Origin of the sequence: Jingyaoa shaoxingensis, from assembly GCF_014385005.1 — a bacterium.
Classification (GTDB): domain Bacteria; phylum Bacillota; class Clostridia; order Lachnospirales; family Lachnospiraceae; genus Marvinbryantia; species Marvinbryantia shaoxingensis.
The window spans coordinates 1-16,977 of the sequence record NZ_JACRSZ010000023.1 but is presented as its reverse complement, the minus strand read 5'-3'; the positions used below and the strand labels follow the sequence as shown (position 1 = coordinate 16,977).

The 16,977-nt window shown below is 42.6% G+C and carries 15 protein-coding genes, 1 tRNA gene, 1 rRNA gene and 1 CRISPR repeat array (1 of these 18 only partly in view); of the genes, 15 read left to right on the top strand and 2 right to left on the bottom strand.

The features are described from left to right. Positions 1-711: direct repeats of the CRISPR family, unit length 36 nt; unit sequence GTTTGAGAATGATGTAAAAACGTATGGTACTCAAGC; it reaches 438 nt to the left of the window's first position. A 530-nt stretch (positions 712-1,241) separates the two neighbouring features. From H8716_RS15740 to rpsA, 14 genes are all read left to right on the top strand, one after another. Further along, positions 1,242-2,045, top strand: a complete 804-nt coding sequence (locus tag H8716_RS15740) for a metallophosphoesterase (protein WP_249309949.1) — start codon at positions 1,242-1,244, stop codon at positions 2,043-2,045. A gap of 11 nt (positions 2,046-2,056) precedes the next feature. After that, positions 2,057-2,809, top strand: a complete 753-nt coding sequence (locus H8716_RS15735) for a segregation and condensation protein A (RefSeq protein WP_249309948.1) — start codon at positions 2,057-2,059, stop codon at positions 2,807-2,809. A gap of 2 nt (positions 2,810-2,811) precedes the next feature. Then, on the top strand, positions 2,812-3,381 hold the full coding sequence (scpB, locus tag H8716_RS15730; protein ID WP_249309947.1) for an SMC-Scp complex subunit ScpB: 570 nt from the start codon (positions 2,812-2,814) through the stop codon (positions 3,379-3,381). A gap of 12 nt (positions 3,382-3,393) precedes the next feature. Then, positions 3,394-4,182 (top strand): zinc dependent phospholipase C family protein, encoded by a 789-nt coding sequence (locus H8716_RS15725; RefSeq protein WP_249309946.1) that lies wholly within the window; start codon positions 3,394-3,396, stop codon positions 4,180-4,182. Between the two features lie 60 nt (positions 4,183-4,242). Next, positions 4,243-5,448 carry a D-alanyl-D-alanine carboxypeptidase family protein gene (locus H8716_RS15720; RefSeq protein WP_330606660.1) on the top strand — a complete coding sequence of 402 codons (1,206 nt, stop codon included), beginning with the start codon at positions 4,243-4,245 and terminating at the stop codon, positions 5,446-5,448. A gap of 167 nt (positions 5,449-5,615) precedes the next feature. Beyond that, positions 5,616-7,052, top strand: coding sequence for an acyl-CoA carboxylase subunit beta (locus H8716_RS15715; protein WP_249309945.1), 1,437 nt, complete (start codon positions 5,616-5,618; stop codon positions 7,050-7,052). 14 nt (positions 7,053-7,066) lie between these two features. Further along, positions 7,067-7,939: an OadG family protein gene (locus H8716_RS15710; protein WP_249309944.1), complete on the top strand. Its 873-nt coding sequence runs from the start codon at positions 7,067-7,069 to the stop codon at positions 7,937-7,939. Positions 7,940-7,960: 21 nt separating this feature from the next. After that, positions 7,961-8,332 carry a biotin/lipoyl-containing protein gene (locus tag H8716_RS15705; RefSeq protein WP_117448988.1) on the top strand — a complete coding sequence of 124 codons (372 nt, stop codon included), beginning with the start codon at positions 7,961-7,963 and terminating at the stop codon, positions 8,330-8,332. Positions 8,333-8,375: 43 nt separating this feature from the next. Next, on the top strand, positions 8,376-9,524 hold the full coding sequence (locus tag H8716_RS15700) for a sodium ion-translocating decarboxylase subunit beta (protein ID WP_249309943.1): 1,149 nt from the start codon (positions 8,376-8,378) through the stop codon (positions 9,522-9,524). 14 nt (positions 9,525-9,538) lie between these two features. After that, positions 9,539-10,951 (top strand): oxaloacetate decarboxylase subunit alpha, encoded by a 1,413-nt coding sequence (locus H8716_RS15695; protein WP_249309942.1) that lies wholly within the window; start codon positions 9,539-9,541, stop codon positions 10,949-10,951. A gap of 79 nt (positions 10,952-11,030) precedes the next feature. Next, the gene (locus H8716_RS15690) at positions 11,031-12,275 is read left to right on the top strand and encodes a BaiN/RdsA family NAD(P)/FAD-dependent oxidoreductase (RefSeq protein WP_249309941.1); all 1,245 of its coding nucleotides are present in this window, start codon (positions 11,031-11,033) and stop codon (positions 12,273-12,275) included. Between the two features lie 21 nt (positions 12,276-12,296). After that, on the top strand, positions 12,297-12,953 hold the full coding sequence (gene cmk, locus H8716_RS15685) for a (d)CMP kinase (protein WP_249309940.1): 657 nt from the start codon (positions 12,297-12,299) through the stop codon (positions 12,951-12,953). A gap of 10 nt (positions 12,954-12,963) precedes the next feature. Further along, positions 12,964-13,815, top strand: a complete 852-nt coding sequence (ispH, locus tag H8716_RS15680; protein ID WP_249309939.1) for a 4-hydroxy-3-methylbut-2-enyl diphosphate reductase — start codon at positions 12,964-12,966, stop codon at positions 13,813-13,815. Continuing rightward, positions 13,796-14,881, top strand: coding sequence for a 30S ribosomal protein S1 (rpsA, locus tag H8716_RS15675; protein WP_249309938.1), 1,086 nt, complete (start codon positions 13,796-13,798; stop codon positions 14,879-14,881). Before ispH ends, rpsA begins: the two co-directional genes overlap by 20 nt. Positions 14,882-15,069: 188 nt before the next feature. Here rpsA and H8716_RS15670 read toward each other — a convergent pair whose 3' ends face one another. Further along, positions 15,070-16,131: a ribonuclease H-like domain-containing protein gene (locus H8716_RS15670; RefSeq protein ID WP_249309937.1), complete on the bottom strand. Its 1,062-nt coding sequence runs from the start codon at positions 16,129-16,131 to the stop codon at positions 15,070-15,072. Between the two features lie 179 nt (positions 16,132-16,310). After that, positions 16,311-16,383 (bottom strand) — tRNA-Gly (locus tag H8716_RS15665). Between the two features lie 372 nt (positions 16,384-16,755). On the opposite strand from H8716_RS15665, the gene H8716_RS15660 reads away from it, so the two are divergent. Continuing rightward, positions 16,756-16,977: ribosomal RNA gene (locus H8716_RS15660) — 16S ribosomal RNA — on the top strand; the annotation flags it as partial.

The window sequence follows — 16,977 nt, the reverse complement described above, 5'->3', positions numbered from 1 at the left end:
CGTTAATCAGTGTATTGTAATTGTTTGAGAATGATGTAAAAACGTATGGTACTCAAGCAGAAAGTTTGTCAAATAAACTGGTGACAGGTTTGAGAATGATGTAAAAACGTATGGTACTCAAGCTGGCATTTATTGAAGTTGAATAACCACATGTTTGAGAATGATGTAAAAACGTATGGTACTCAAGCTTGCGGGAAATGGAATCATTGTATGTGCTGTTTGAGAATGATGTAAAAACGTATGGTACTCAAGCTAAAAGTAAGATGGTTTACTTGAACAATTTGTTTGAGAATGATGTAAAAACGTATGGTACTCAAGCAATTTTATAGAAATTGATTGCATTGGGGCTGTTTGAGAATGATGTAAAAACGTATGGTACTCAAGCATAAGTATCGACATTCCATGAGCAAAGAGGTTTGAGAATGATGTAAAAACGTATGGTACTCAAGCTATTCATCACCCCCCTCGGGCGTTTCACGGTTTGAGAATGATGTAAAAACGTATGGTACTCAAGCTTAACTGCGACAATAAGCGATGCCAAAACGTTTGAGAATGATGTAAAAACGTATGGTACTCAAGCCATATCGGTATCGTGGAATCGGTAAATGCCGTTTGAGAATGATGTAAAAACGTATGGTACTCAAGCAAATTAAATCCAAAAACGGAATTGTATTAGTTTGAGAATGATGTAAAAACGTATGGTACTCAAGCTTGAAATGAGATGCAGAGACTGTCCGTATGGTTTGAGAATGATGTAAAAATTTGGAGCTTATTCGTGAAGAGCGGTGATCAGAGAAATGTGGCAAGATGAAAAGCTACTAATTATTGAAGATATACAATAAAAGTGCCTAAAAGAAATATATGTCAGAAATGATGAAAATGTTCAGCACTTTTATACGATTTATCCTATGCCTGGGATTGGCTAAACACTGTTTAGCCAATCTCAGATGGCTTTCAGACAGATGTAACAGAAGGAAAGATAATATTTAGTGAGAGCTGCAGTATTAATATGAATTGTCTAATACAGTGGAAAGAAGCGGAAAGTGTCAGTGGAAGGTCTACCGCAACGGTAAGGAGATATCTAAAAATGCTAGTTGGAACAGGGTATGTAGAAGCGGAAGGAAGTATGAATAATTCAGTTTATAGAGCAAATATATGATGAAGAGAAGAAAAATGCTTTCCCTTGCCAAACCCTCAATATTTGTTTATACTATTAAACAGAAAATTGGATTGGTAGGATTATGAGTAGAATAATTATCAGACGCTACCGGATTGCGCTGCCGCGAAAGGTTCCTAAGCCTACGGCGCCGATCCGGATTGTAGTTATCGGAGATTTGCACAATCGAACATTTGGAAAAGGCAATCGGAACCTGGTGGAGCAGATTATAGGGCAGCACCCGGATCTGATTTTTTCCGTAGGGGATCTGACAGTATGCAAGCCGGGAAAAGAGACGAATATTGATGTGGCGGTATCGCTGCTCAAGAGGCTTTCCTGTGAATGTCCGGTATATTGTATTAACGGAAACCATGAGTTCCGGGCCAAGAGATATCCGGATGCTTATAATGGAGTATATGAAGAATTCAAAAAGGGCATCCATACCTCGAATATACGTCTTCTGGAAGATGAAAAAGAGCAGATCAATATCAAAGGAACCCACCTGACGGTACATGGATATGAACTGCCAGAGAAGTATTATAAGCGGTTTCAGCAACAGTACATCAGTGCAGAAGAGATTCGAAAATCGATTCAGGAACCGGAAGAGGGACGCTATAATATTTTACTGGCACACAATCCGGTATATTTTGAAGGCTATGCCCTTTGGGGAGCAGATCTGACCTTGAGTGGTCACTTGCATGGAGGCCTGATGCGCCTGCCGCTGATCGGCGGAGTCATCAGCCCACAGGTGAAGCTGTTTCCAAAGTATGACTGTGGACTGTATGAAAAATATGGAAGAAAGCTTCTGGTCACAGCGGGACTGGGATCCCATTCCATTGCATTTCGCATCAACAATCCGGCAGAATTCATGCTGGTGGAGTTGTATTAGAAGAGGTAACTATGGGAATTTCGGTAAAACTGGAGCAGTTTGAAGGCCCTTTGGATCTGCTGCTGCATTTGATTGATAAGAATAAAGTGGATATTTTTGATATCCCGATTGTGGAGATCACAAACCAGTACATGGAATATCTCCATGCCATGGAGACGGAAGATATGTCTGTCATGAGTGAGTTCCTGGTTATGGCGGCAACGCTTCTGGATATCAAGGCTCGTATGCTTCTTCCAAAAGAAGTAAATGAAGAAGGCGAAGAGGAAGATCCGAGACAGGAACTGGTGGAACGCCTTTTGGAATATAAGATGTATAAATATATGTCTTACGAGCTGCGTGACCGTCAGATGGATGCGGAACATATGCTGTACCGGGATCCGTCGATCCCTAAGGAGGTACAACAGTACAAGCCACCGGTGAATCTGGACGAGATACTTGGAGATCTGAATCTGGAAAAGCTGAATGCCATTTTTCAGGATGTGATGAAGCGTTCCGAGAGCCGGCTGGATCCGGTGCGAAGTAAGTTCGGTCAGGTGGAAAAAGAAGAGGTAGATCTGGATCAGACCATTGCCTATGTGGAAAAGTACATATCCCAGCATCATAAGTGCAATTTCAGAGATCTGCTGAATAAACAGAGAAGTAAGATGCGTATCGCGATTACATTTCTGACCATTCTGGAAATGATGAAGACAGGAAAGATCGAAGTGGAGCAGGATGAGATCTTTGGAGAGATCCTGATTATGGCAAAACAAAGTGAGGAATAAGTGTGGATAAAAAAGAACTGGAAGCGGCTGCAGAAGCCATTTTATTTACCATGGGGAATGCGGTAGAGGTAGAGCGGATTGCCAAGGCAATTGGAATGAGTACGGAAGCTACCCGAAAGATGCTGCGAACCATGAAAGAAAAATATGAAACAGAGGGGCGGGGGATACGTCTGATTGAACTGGAAGATTCGTTTCAGATGTGTACGAACCCGGAACTCTATGAGTATCTGATTAAGATTGCAAAACAGCCAAAGAAGATTGTATTAACAGACGTAGTTTTGGAAACACTTTCAATTATCGCATACAAGCAGCCGATCACTAGAATTGAACTGGAAAAAATCAGAGGTGTAAAATGTGACCATGCAGTGAATAAGCTGATTGAGTTTAATCTGGTAAAAGAAGTGGGAAGACTGGATGCACCGGGCCGACCTCTTTTATTCGGAACGACAGAAGAGTTTCTGAGAAGATTCGGAGTCACTTCTATAGATGACCTGCCGGAAGTCAATCCAGTGAAGATGGAAGACTTTAAGGCAGAAGCAGAAGAAGAGATTGAGATGACATTAAAGGTATAGGAAGGGAATATTATGCCTACCACATATGCACATGATTTGTTCGGAAAGATGGTATACCACCGTCTGGATCCGGAGATACAAGAAAAGATAAAAAAATATCAGACCACCTATCAGATCGGGCTTCATGGACCGGATATTCTTTTTTATGTCAGACCGTTTCACAAGAACCGGTTTAATCAGATGGCACACAGACTTCACAGGGAAGAGGCGGCTGGATTTTTTGAACGTGGAAGAGAACTTTACCAAAAGACAGGAAATGAAGAAATTCTGGTGTATTTGTTAGGATTCATCTGTCATTTTATGCTGGACAGTACCTGTCATCCTTATATCAGTGAATATATGAAGAAGACAGGCGCAAGACATGATGAGATTGAGACGGAATTTGATCGGGCGTTGATGGTTCGGACAGGGAAAGACCCGTTTCACTATCAGCCGGGAAGCGTGATTCGTATAGAGAAAAACAGTGTGGATGCAATTTCAGAAGTGATGGAAGGCATGAGCCACAGAGACATTGTACGCGCATTGATGGGATCGAAGTTTTATACCAGACTTCCTATCTGTGACTCAGAGAAAAAACGGAAAATCAAGCTGGCAGTTGCCAGGATTCTTTTTATGTACCGCCTTGCAGACGGCAGAATTATCCGCGGGGAACCCAAAGATATCTGTCTGGAAAGCACACAGCATCTGACGCAGCTGTTCCGTCAGACGGTGCCGGAAGCCGCAACCATGATAAACGAATACTATAAACAAAGAAACGGATCAGATCGACTGAATGTCAGATTTGATCGGAATTATAAGTGAAAGACATAAAATAAGAGAATATTCATAAGCTGTTGTAAAAGCAAAAACGGAGCAGAAAGTATGAGGAAAACAGTCAGAACCGTTTTATGGATAATCTTTTTCTGGATGACAACTGTACTGAGGATCTGTGCAGCACAGTGTCAGCTTCCGGAAGAAATAGGAGAGTTATACGCCCGCAGTGCCGTAGTCATCGACGGCAGCAGCGGGCGTGTTCTTTTTGGAAAAAATGCAGACGAGACGATGCCGATGGCGAGTACTACGAAAATCATGACCTGTATACTTGCGTTGGAAAATGGAGATCCGGAAGATATAGTAGAAGTGTCACAAAATGCAGCCGGGCAGCCAGAGGTACATCTGGGCTCCGGAGTGGGAGAAACATTTTATCTGAAAGATCTGCTCTATGCACTGATGCTGGAGTCCTATAATGATGCAGCCGTGATGATTGCGGAACAGGTCAGTGGCAGTGTGGAAGAATTTGCCGGATTAATGAATCAGAAAGCAAAAGAGTTGGGATGCAACGAGACGCATTTTGTCACACCAAACGGACTGGATAGCACAGATGATGAGGGAGTACACCAGACAACAGCACAGGATCTGGCACGGATTATGAAGTACTGTGTCTGGGATTCTCCAAAGTCAGAAGAATTTCTGGAGATTACACAGGCACGAAGTTATTTTTTTTCTAATGTGAAAGGCACCAGATCCTATGCATGCGATAATCACAATGCATTTCTCGATATGTATGAAGGAGTAATATCCGGAAAGACGGGCTTTACATCAGCAGCAGGATACTGCTATGTCTGTGCAGTAGAAAGTGAGGGACGGAAGTTCACCGGAGTAGTCCTGGCATGTGGATGGCCTTATAACCGGACCTATAAATGGAAAGATATGACGAAAATGATGGACTATGCCAAAAAACATTATCGGGAAGTCAGGCTGGAATATCCGGAAGAAATAATGTATGCAGAGGTAAAAAACGGCTGGATTGACGGCGAAAATCCATGGAAAAACATTCAAATACCACTTTGTATAGAAAAAAGTGCAGGAAAAATAATCCTGATAGGGGATCAGGAAAAGCTGATACGTCATCTGGAATACAGGAATACAATCGAGGCCCCGGTTGAAAGGAATATGGTATTTGGAAAAATACAATTCACTCTGAATGGAGTGCTGATGGCAGAAAAACGGATTCTGTCAGAAACTGCCGTGGCAAAGCGGAAACCGGGGAACTGGTTAGTCTGGACTTTACAAATGTTCCATTTGTAGCCTGATGAGATGTTGTTAAAATTGCTATAAAAAACATGAAAAAACGGGGGAATTTTTATGCTTACTAATCGACAAAAGTCTTGCCAGTATTTGCAAAACAAGTTACAATGATACATGGCAGATAATTGGTTACAATTTATCTAATATAGAAAATGGAGGGCTGAAAAATGAGTAACACAGCACAAAGCTTAGCAGGCAAAAGAATCGCGTCTTTGCTTGATGAGAACAGTTTTGTTGAAATCGGTGCAGGCATTACTGCCAGAAATACAGATTTTAACATGGCGAAGGCCGAGACTCCGGCAGATGGTGTCATCACAGGTTATGGTGTGATTAATGACAAACTGGTTTATGTATACAGCCAGGATGCATCTGTTTTAGGCGGTACAATCGGTGAAATGCACGCGAAAAAGATTTCAGGTATCTACGACATGGCTATGAAGATGGGAGCACCGGTGATCGGTCTGATCGACTGCGCAGGCTTAAGACTTCAGGAAGCTACAGATGCCATGAACGCTTTTGGTGATATCTACATGAAACAGACACTGGCATCAGGAGTGATCCCGCAGATTACAGCTATCTTCGGTAACTGTGGCGGTGGTCTTGCACTGGTTCCGGGAATGACAGACTTCACATTCATGGAAGAGAAGAATGCAAAATTATTTGTAAATTCTCCAAATGCACTGGATGGCAACAGAGTTGAAAAATGCGATACCGCATCTGCCAAGTTCCAGAGTGAAGAGACAGGTCTGGTTGACTATGCAGGAAGTGAAGAGGATATCTTTGCACAGATCCGTGATCTGGTATCCGTTCTTCCGGCTAACAACGAAGATGATACTTACTATGCAGAATCCGAAGATGATCTGAACAGAGTATGCGCAGATTTGGCTAACTGTGTTGGTGATACATCTATTCTGCTGTCTAACATCGCAGATGACAATTTGTTTATCGAGACTAAGGCAGCATATGCAAAAGATATGGTTACAGGATTCCTTCGCCTGAACGGGCAGACTGTTGGAGCAGTTGCTAACCGTACAGAAGTTTATGATGCAGAAGGAACCAAGACAGACAATTTTGATGCAGTTCTGACAAGAAAGGGCGCTGAGAAGGCAGCAGAATTCGTAAAATTCTGTGATGCATTTGAGATCCCTGTATTATCTCTGACAAACGTAACAGGTTTCAGGGCTGATATTCATTCAGAAAAGGGAATTGCAAAAGCAGCAGCAAAACTTACCTATGCATTCGCTAATGCTACTGTACCTAAGGTAAATGTAGTAATCGGTAAAGCATACGGAAGTGCTTACTCTGTTATGAACAGCAAGGCTACAGGCGCAGATATGACATTTGCATGGCCTACAGCAGAGATCGGAACCATGGACGCTAAGCTGGCTTGCAAGATCATGTATCCGGAAGCTACAGCAGCAGAATTAAATGAAAAAGCAGCAGAATATGCGGCACTTCAGACAAGCGCAGTTTCTGCAGCAAGAAGAGGTTATGTTGATACCATCATCGAAGCAGAAGATACCAGAAAATATGTGATCGGTGCATTCGAGATGTTATTCACAAAAAGAGATGACCGTCCAGGCAAAAAACACGGAACAGTTTAAGCGAGGTGTATGATATGAGAAAATATAAAGGATTATTCGTTTCCGTATCTATGGCCGCTATGCTGATGACATCCGGAACCGTTTTTGCCGAAGAGACAGAAACTACCGAAGTTGTCACTGAAGCTGCATCTGAGACAGAAGCAGCTTCTGAAAGTGCATCAGAAGAAGCAGCTGTGGAATCTGAAGCACAGGCAGCAGAAGAAGTTGTAGAGGGCGGAATCAGTGCATCCGACAGAGCATCTCTGGAATCTTATGCTCAGCAGAGCATTGAGATGATTGTAGGAATGGACGATGCTCAGGCAGAAGAGATTCTGCATCCTTCATCCATCCTCAGCAAATACCAGGACAGCATGGTAGCGAGTGTTCAGTCATGGGTGAATGCAAAAGAGGAACTTGGCGCATACAAGCAGATCCTTGCGCAGGATATCGAAGTTGATGATGATATCGTGATCAAGACAGACTGTGAATTTGAGAACGGTGAAAGCGTAGTTACTACCACACTTTCTCTGGATGATCTTTCACTGGTAAGTATGGAATTTGCAACTGCTGAGAAGACCATGGGACAGAAGATGGAAGAAGCAGTCCTGAACACTCTGATGGGTGTCTGCGTTGTATTCGTAATGCTGTTCTTCCTGAGCTTCCTGATTTCACAGTTTAAGCATATCAGCAAACTGGAAGAAGGCTTCAAGAAGAAAAACGCACCTGTAGCCCCGGCTCCTGCACCGGTAGCAGCACCGGCTCCTGTAGAAGAGGAAGAAGTTGTAGATGACGGAGAATTGATCGCAGTCATTGCAGCAGCTATTGCAGCAGCAGAAGGCACAAGTACAGATGGATTCGTAGTACGTTCCATTAAGAAGAGCAACCGCAATAAATGGCAGAGAGCTTAATATAGTAGGAGGAAAACTATAATGAAGAATTATACAATTACCGTGAACGGTGTAGCATATGATGTAACTGTAGAAGAAGGAACAGGAAACGGAGCAGCACCTGTTGCAAGAGCAGCAGCACCTAAGGCAGCTCCAAAAGCAGCTCCTGCAGCAGCACCTAAGGCAGCAGCAGGCGCAGGAAGCGTAAAAGTAACCGCTTCTGTACCAGGTAAAGTATTCAAAGTAGAAGCAAGCGTTGGACAGTCTGTAAAGGCTGGAGATCCAATCGTTGTTCTTGAAGCTATGAAGATGGAAATCCCAGTTGTAGCTCCTCAGGACGGAACTGTTGCAAGTATCGATGTAGCAGTTGGTGCAGCTGTTGAAAACGGTGATGTACTGGCAACAATGAACTAGTTCAGTCGTTTCACAGTAAAGCTACAACACAGGAGGTAAAACAATGTCATATGTAACAGACACATTATCGAACCTGCTTCACCAGACAGCGTTTTTTAACCTGACAGTAGGCAACTATGTAATGATCGCAGTAGCGTGTGTATTCTTATATCTTGCAATTAAGAAAGAGTACGAGCCGCTCCTTCTGGTACCTATTGCATTTGGTATGCTGTTGGTAAACATTTATCCGGACATTATGGCAGCTCCGGAAGATATGTCTAATGGTGTGGGAGGTCTTCTCCATTACTTCTATCTGATGGATGAATGGAGTATCTTACCGTCACTTATTTTCATGGGTGTCGGAGCTATGACGGACTTTGGTCCGCTGATCGCAAACCCGAAGAGCTTTATTCTTGGTGCAGCAGCACAGATCGGTATCTACGCTGCATATTTCCTTGCAATCTTCATGGGATTCAATGGAAAGGCAGCTGCAGCTATTTCTATCATTGGTGGTGCTGACGGCCCTACATCTATCTTCCTTGCAGGTAAGCTGGGACAGACAGCACTGATGGGACCTATCGCTGTAGCAGCATATTCCTATATGTCACTGGTTCCTATTATCCAGCCACCTATTATGAAAGCTCTGACTTCTGAAGAAGAAAGAAAGATCAAGATGGAACAGCTTCGTCCTGTATCCAAGCTGGAAAAGATTCTGTTCCCTATTATCGTAACTATCGTTGTTTGTCTGCTTCTTCCGACAACTGCTCCGCTGGTAGGTATGCTGATGCTTGGTAACCTGTTCCGTGAGTCTGGTGTAGTTAAGCAGCTGACAGAGACAGCTTCCAACGCACTGATGTACATCGTAGTTATCCTGCTGGGTACTTCTGTAGGTGCTACTACAAGTGCAGAAGCATTCCTGAACCTGAGCACCATTAAGATCGTAGTTCTCGGTCTGGTAGCATTTGCATGCGGTACTGCAGCCGGTGTTATCTTTGGTAAGATTATGTGCAAGCTTTCAGGAGGCAAGATTAACCCACTGATTGGTTCTGCCGGAGTATCCGCGGTTCCTATGGCAGCACGTGTATCCCAGAAGGTTGGTGCAGAAGCAGATCCTACAAACTTCCTGCTGATGCATGCAATGGGACCTAACGTAGCTGGTGTTATCGGTACTGCAGTAGCAGCCGGAACCTTTATGGCAATCTTTGGAGTATAGGAGGAACATTTAAAATGGCAGATATCGCTAAGAAACCTATTAAAATTACTGAGACCATCTTACGTGACGCACATCAGTCTCTGATTGCCACAAGAATGACAACAGAAGAGATGCTTCCGATCGTAGATAAGATGGATAAAGTTGGTTACCATTCCGTAGAGTGCTGGGGTGGAGCAACTTTCGATGCATCCCTTCGTTTCCTGAAAGAGGATCCATGGGAAAGACTTCGTAAATTCCGTGACGGATTCAAGAATACCAAACTGCAGATGCTGTTCCGTGGACAGAACATTCTTGGCTACAGCCAGTATGCAGATGATGTAGTAGAATACTTCGTACAGAAGTCTATTGCAAACGGTATCGATATTATCCGTATTTTCGACTGCCTGAATGATATCAGAAATCTTCAGACAGCAGTTACAGCAGCTAACAAAGAAAAAGGTCATGCACAGGTTGCACTTTCCTATACTCTGGGAGAAGCTTACACACTGGACTACTGGAAAGATATGGCTAAGAAAGTAGAAGATATGGGAGCTAATTCTCTGTGTATCAAAGATATGGCTGGTCTTCTTCTTCCATATACAGCAACAGAACTGGTACAGGCTCTGAAAGAAACAGTTGATATTCCAATTCAGCTGCATACACACTACACATCAGGTGTTGCTTCCATGACATACCTGAAGGCAGTAGAAGCTGGTGTAGACGTAATCGATACAGCAATGTCACCATTTGCACTGGGAACATCCCAGCCTGCAACAGAAGTTATGGTTGAGACCTTCAAAGGTACTCCATACGATACAGGACTGGATCAGAAGCTTCTGGCTGAGATCGCTGATTACTTCAGACCGATCCGTGACCATGCTCTGGATACAGGCTTACTGAATCCAAAGAACCTTGGTGTTAACATCAAGACTCTGTTATACCAGGTACCAGGTGGTATGCTTTCCAACCTGACATCTCAGCTGAAAGACCTTCATGCAGAAGACAAGTACTACGAAGTACTGGAAGAGGTACCTCGTGTACGTAAAGACCTTGGTGAATGCCCACTGGTTACTCCATCTTCACAGATCGTTGGTACTCAGGCAGTTATGAATGTTATCAACGGCGAACGTTACAAGATGGTTCCACAGCAGACCAAAGACGTTCTTTCCGGACATTACGGAAAGACTGTTAAACCGTTCAATCCTGAAGTGGTTAAGAAATGCATCGGTGATGAAGAGGTTATCACATGCCGTCCTGCAGATCTGATCCCGCCACAGCTGGACAAACTGAAAGAAGAATGTGCAAAATGGACACAGCAGGAAGAAGACGTTTTATCTTACGCACTGTTTCCACAGGTTGCTACTGAATTCTTCAAATACAGAGAAGCTCAGCAGACAAAGGTTGACGAGACTGTTGCAGATACCAAGAATGGAGCATATCCAGTCTAATATCTATTTTGAAACATATGGCGCCCCGGAGTGATCCGGGGCGTTTATAGTAAATAGCATAAAAAGCAAAGGAAACCATATGAAAAAGATAGTGATCATTGGCGGCGGAGCTGCAGGAATGTTTGCTGCTATCACAGCAGCGGAAAAAGGAAATGAAGTTCATTTATATGAGAAGAATGAAAAACTGGGCAAAAAGATCTATATTACCGGAAAAGGAAGATGTAATCTTACCAATGCATGTGACATGGAAAAACTGATGGATAGTGTCTGCACCAACCGTAAGTTTTTGTACAGTGCATTTTATGGCTATACCAATCAGGATGTGATAGATTTTTTTGAGAAGCATGGAATGAAAACGAAGACAGAGAGGGGCGACCGTGTTTTCCCTCTTTCAGATAAATCAGCAGATGTTATAGATACCCTGAGAAATGCAATGAAAAAGGCTGGTGTAAAAGTACATCTGAATACAGAAGTGGATACGATTCTTCTGACAGGAGAGGAAGACAAGAAAGCAACAGGCATCCGCCTGAAGGACGGAACAGAAGTGAATGCAGACAGCATTTTGGTAGCTACTGGTGGATTTTCTTATAAGAGTACAGGGTCTACGGGAGACGGCTATCGTTTTGCAGAAGAAGCGGGACATAAAGTGACAGAACTTTCACCTTCGCTGGTGCCGTTCAACACCAGAGAAGAATATGGAAAGCGTATGCAGGGGCTGTCTCTGAAGAATGTGACATTGTCAGTGTATGACGGAAAAAAATGTCTTTACGAGGACTTTGGCGAAATGATGTTTACTCATTTTGGCATTACCGGTCCTCTGGTGCTGACTGCCAGCACAGCCGTATTGAAAAAACTACGTCAGAAAGAACTGCAGATCAGGATTGACCTGAAGCCGGCACTGTCAGAAGAACAGCTGGACGTCCGGCTTTTGCGTGAGTTTGAAAACGGTCACAATAAGCAGTTCAAAAATGTGATCGGTGTACTTTATCCGACTAAGATGACACCTGTTATGATAGAGTTGTCAGGCATTTCACCGGATAAAAAAGTGAATGAGATTACAAAAGCAGAACGGGAGAGATTAATTCAGCTTACCAAGCACTTCCCATTGACGGCAACCGGACTGCGAGATTATAATGAAGCTATTATCACGAGGGGCGGTGTATCTGTAAAAGAGATCAACCCGTCAACAATGGAATCAAAGCTGGTAACAGGATTGTATTTTGCAGGGGAAGTGCTGGATCTGGATGCTGTGACTGGCGGATTTAATCTGCAGATTGCCTGGTCTACCGGATATGCAGCGGGATGTGCGATGGCAGAAGCATAAAATGGAAAGATGGAGGGTATTATGACATATAATATAGCAATTGATGGGCCGGCGGGAGCCGGAAAAAGTACAATAGCAAAAAGAGTTTCCGGTGAACTGTCTTTTATTTACGTGGATACAGGGGCAATGTATCGTTCTATCGCATTGTATCTGCTAAGAAAAGACATCTCAGCTACAGATGTGGAAACAGTAAAAGTTGCACTGGAAGACATTGAGATCGCTATTCAGTATGTGAACGGGGAACAGCATGTGCTGTTAAACGGGGAAGATGTATCTGGACAGATCCGTACGGAAGAAGTGGGCAATATGGCATCCAAGTCATCGGCATTACCATGTGTCAGAGCAAAGCTTCTGGAATTGCAGAAGAAACTGGCAAGGGAACATGATGTTGTTATGGATGGAAGAGATATCGGAACGAATATCCTGCCGGATGCTCAGCTTAAGATTTATCTTACAGCCAGTGTAGACACCAGAGCCAGCCGAAGATATAAGGAACTTATAGAAAAAGGCACAGACTGCGATCTGGAGGCAATCAAAAAAGACATTGAGCAGAGAGACTATCAGGATATGCACAGAGAGACAGCACCGCTCATGCAGGCAAAAGATGCTGTTTACCTTGATTCCTCAGATATGACTATTGATCAGGTTGTTGAGAAGATCAAATCACTGGCAAAGTGAGGTGGCAGTCATGGAAGTAATTACTGCAAAGACAGCAGGCTTCTGTTTTGGGGTAAAGAGAGCTGTAGAAAAAGTGTATGACCAGGTGAATCATGGAAAAAAGGAGATCTACACTTACGGACCTATTATTCACAACGAAGAAGTCGTTTCAGACCTGGAATCCAAAGGAGTAAAAGTACTGGAAAGCAGAAAAGAACTGGAGCAGCTTCAGAGTGGGACTGTGATCATCCGTTCCCATGGAGTGGGGAAGAAGATCTATCAGATGATAGAGGAAAAAGGACTGGAACTGGTAGATGCAACATGTCCCTATGTAAGGAAGATTCACCGGATCGTAAGAGAGAAAAGCGAGCAGGGAAGTCAGATCATCATTATAGGAAATGATACCCATCCGGAGGTGGAAGGGATCAAAGGCTGGTGTGTACATCCGGCGATTGTAGTGGCTGACAGAATGCAGGCGGAGGCACTGAAGCTTCCGGAAGGGAGCAAAATATGTGTCGTTTCACAAACGACATTTAACTACAATAAATTTAAAAATTTAGTTGAAATTATTGACAAAAAGGGTTATGATATTGATGTTATCAATACGATTTGCAGTGCGACCGAAGAGCGACAATTAGAAGCAGGAGAACTGGCTGATAAAGTTGATGCTATGATAGTAATCGGTGGAAAAAGCAGTTCGAATACACAGAAACTCTTTGAGATCTGCAAAGCGAATTGCGTAAATACGTATTATATTCAGACACTAGATGATTTGGAGCTCTATTCACTACCTCCTGTCAATTGTGTAGGTATTACGGCAGGGGCCTCGACCCCAAATTATTTAATTAAGGAGGTTCAAAAGTATGTCAGAAATGAGCTTTGAACAGATGTTAGAAGAATCTTTAAAAACAATTCATAACGGCCAGATTGTAGAAGGTACAGTTATCGACGTTAAGGAAGATGAGGTCGTATTAAATATCGGTTATAAGGCCGATGGTATCCTTACCAGAAATGAATACACAAATGAATCCAATGTAGATTTACGTGAAGTGATCAAAGTTGGCGACACTATGGAAGTAAAGGTCCTGAAAGTGAACGACGGAGACGGACAGGTTCAGCTTACTTACAAGAGACTTGCTGCTGAAAAAGGCAACAAGAGACTGGAAGAAGCATTCGAGAATCATGAAGTACTGACAGCTACTGTAGCACAGGTACTGAATGGTGGATTAAGTGTAGTAGTAGATGAAGCAAGAGTATTTATTCCGGCAAGTCTGGTATCAGATACTTATGAGAAGAATCTGGACAAGTTCGCAGGACAGGAGATCGAGTTTGTTATCACTGAATTCAATCCTCGCAGAAGAAGAATCATCGGTGACCGCAAGCAGCTCTTAGTTGCTAAGAAGGCAGAGATGCAGAAAGAACTTTTCGAAAAGATCCATGTTGGCGATGTAGTAGAAGGTGTGGTAAAGAATGTAACAGATTTTGGCGCATTTATTGATCTGGGAGGAGCAGATGGTCTGCTTCATATCTCTGAGATGTCCTGGGGTCGTGTAGAGAATCCTAAGAAGGTATTTAATGTAGGCGACAAAGTATCTGTTCTGATCAAAGAAATTAACGGAACTAAGATTGCACTCAGCCTGAAGTTTGAAGATCAGAATCCATGGCTGACAGCAGCAGATAAATATGCAGTAGGTAATGTAGTAACCGGTAAAGTCGCAAGAATGACAGACTTTGGTGCATTCGTAGAACTGGAACCAGGTGTAGATGCTCTTCTTCATGTATCACAGATTTCTCATGATCATGTAGATAAGCCGGCAGATGTTCTTCAGATTGGACAGGAAATCGAAGCAAAAGTAGTAGATTTCAATGCAGATGAGAAGAAGATCAGCCTGAGCATGAAAGCTCTGGAACAGGCTCCAGTAAAAGAAGAAGCAGAAGACGCTGAATAAGAAGGATTGTAAAACGGGCAGATATCTGCCCGTTTTTGATGTTTGTATAATAGGAAATTGCATTTCCTATTATACAAAAAGCCTCCGGCAGGATGCGCACTGCGGCGTACAATGGTTATGCGCAGAACAGAGATAAAAAGGACGTATCGAAACCTGAAAAAGGTTTTGATACGTCCCTTTCATTTGCATTATAGATCTGACAACAGATGATAGATATAGTTGGTAATATTTTCTGGATTTTCCAGAAAAGCATCGTTACATGAAAAGTATAACTGTCTATGGTAGTAATCTGTTTTAAAAACTGGTTTAAACAGAGATTCGTTTTGAGGAAGATAGAATCCCTTCTTTTTGCTGTAGCAGGTAGAGGCTCTGGCTGGTTCACGATGAGCCTTATCTACAAAGGCAGCCACGCTTTTATGAAGTGCCATATCTTCTTCTGGAAGATAATAGTAGTTTTTGAAATCAGGATAAAAATACTTTAATGGTTCCCGTTTACCTGGAACAGATACTAGCATTTGATCCTTTTCGGCACGGATGGTATATAATTCACCGATGTATGTAAAAGATCTTGGTAACATGACAGGAAGCCTTGCATGGACATCCAGAGTGTCATCGTTGATCTCGTAAGCGGTGATATGATAGATTTTATTAATAATAGTCTGATAGGACAGGATTGGAAGGATAGAGATCATTCCAAGCAAATCTTCGTAATTATGTAAGAGCAAGGTATCTAGTTTCTCTGGATCAGGGTTACGCACATAACTATAATAAACAGAAATTAGTTCACCACCGCTGAATTCATCATCACGGTCTACATGTAAGAAAGCTTCCAGACTTTTTTGTTTCAATGAGTTAAGCTGTAACAACTTTCTCAGAGGGCGGATCATGCGAAGCAGATCTCGACTTACGATAGAGGAGAGTGTAATATTCAAATGGTAGGCTTCACATTTTTCATTAATATAAGGAATATCAAAGCGATCTCCATTAAAATGAATCAGGAGAGACTTAGACTGACTGTAGGAAAGAAATTCCTGCAGAATAACAGGCTCATCGTTTGTATTTTCAGCAAACCATTGTGTGCACTTCCATACATTATCTTCCCAGGCAATTACACCGATCAGATAGATGTAGGACATACGAGCAGATAAACCAGTCGTTTCAATATCGAAAAACAGGAGACTGGACTTATTATAATCCTGAAACTGAGTCCCTGCCAGATTAAGCTGTAAAATATTTGTTCTTTTTATCATATGAATAAAATGTCCCTTCTGTTTGGTCGAACGACTATATTCTACAATAAATAAAAATAAGTGTCAATGTAGCAGCGGGGATCGAAAACGCTGGAAAAGACTTCTTGCATCTTATAAAGAAAGTCAGACAAGGAAATAAAAAGAGGTATCCAGCGGATACCTCTTTTACACATAACAAAAGCGCGAGACGGGACTCGAACCCGCGGCCTCGACCTTGGCAAGGTCGCGCTCCACCAACTGAGCCACTCGCGCATTTCTTTCGTCGCATCTCTCAGCGACAAATAATACTATACACGAAGAATATAATTATGTCAATAGTTTTTTTGAAAAAATAAAAAATAGAAAAGTCGAAAAAAGTGTTGACAAATTTCTGAAACAGTGACATAATATTAAAGTTGCTGTTGAGAAACAAAACAACAAAGAACCTTGATAATTGAACAGTGAAACAACCTTGAAAGATTCTAAAAGTTAATTCAAGGAACTGACCTTATAAAACAGTAAAAGGGATAGATTAGCTAGACGTTAATTTTGAACTGGATTAAATTTTTATTTTCGCGAACAATGAGGAAAGCGGGCGTGCTTGCACGCACATTTGACGAATGCTGCGAAAACAAAAACGAAGTTTTTGTTGAGAGTTTGATCCTGGCTCAGGATGAACGCTGGCGGCGTGCTTAACACATGCAAGTCGAGCGAAGCACTTAAGAATGATTCTTCGGATGAAATCTTTTGTGACTGAGCGGCGGACGGGTGAGTAACGCGTGGGTAACCTGCCTCATACAGGGGGATAACAGTTAGAAATGACTGCTAATACCGCATAAGCGCACAGTGCCGCATGGCACCGTGTGA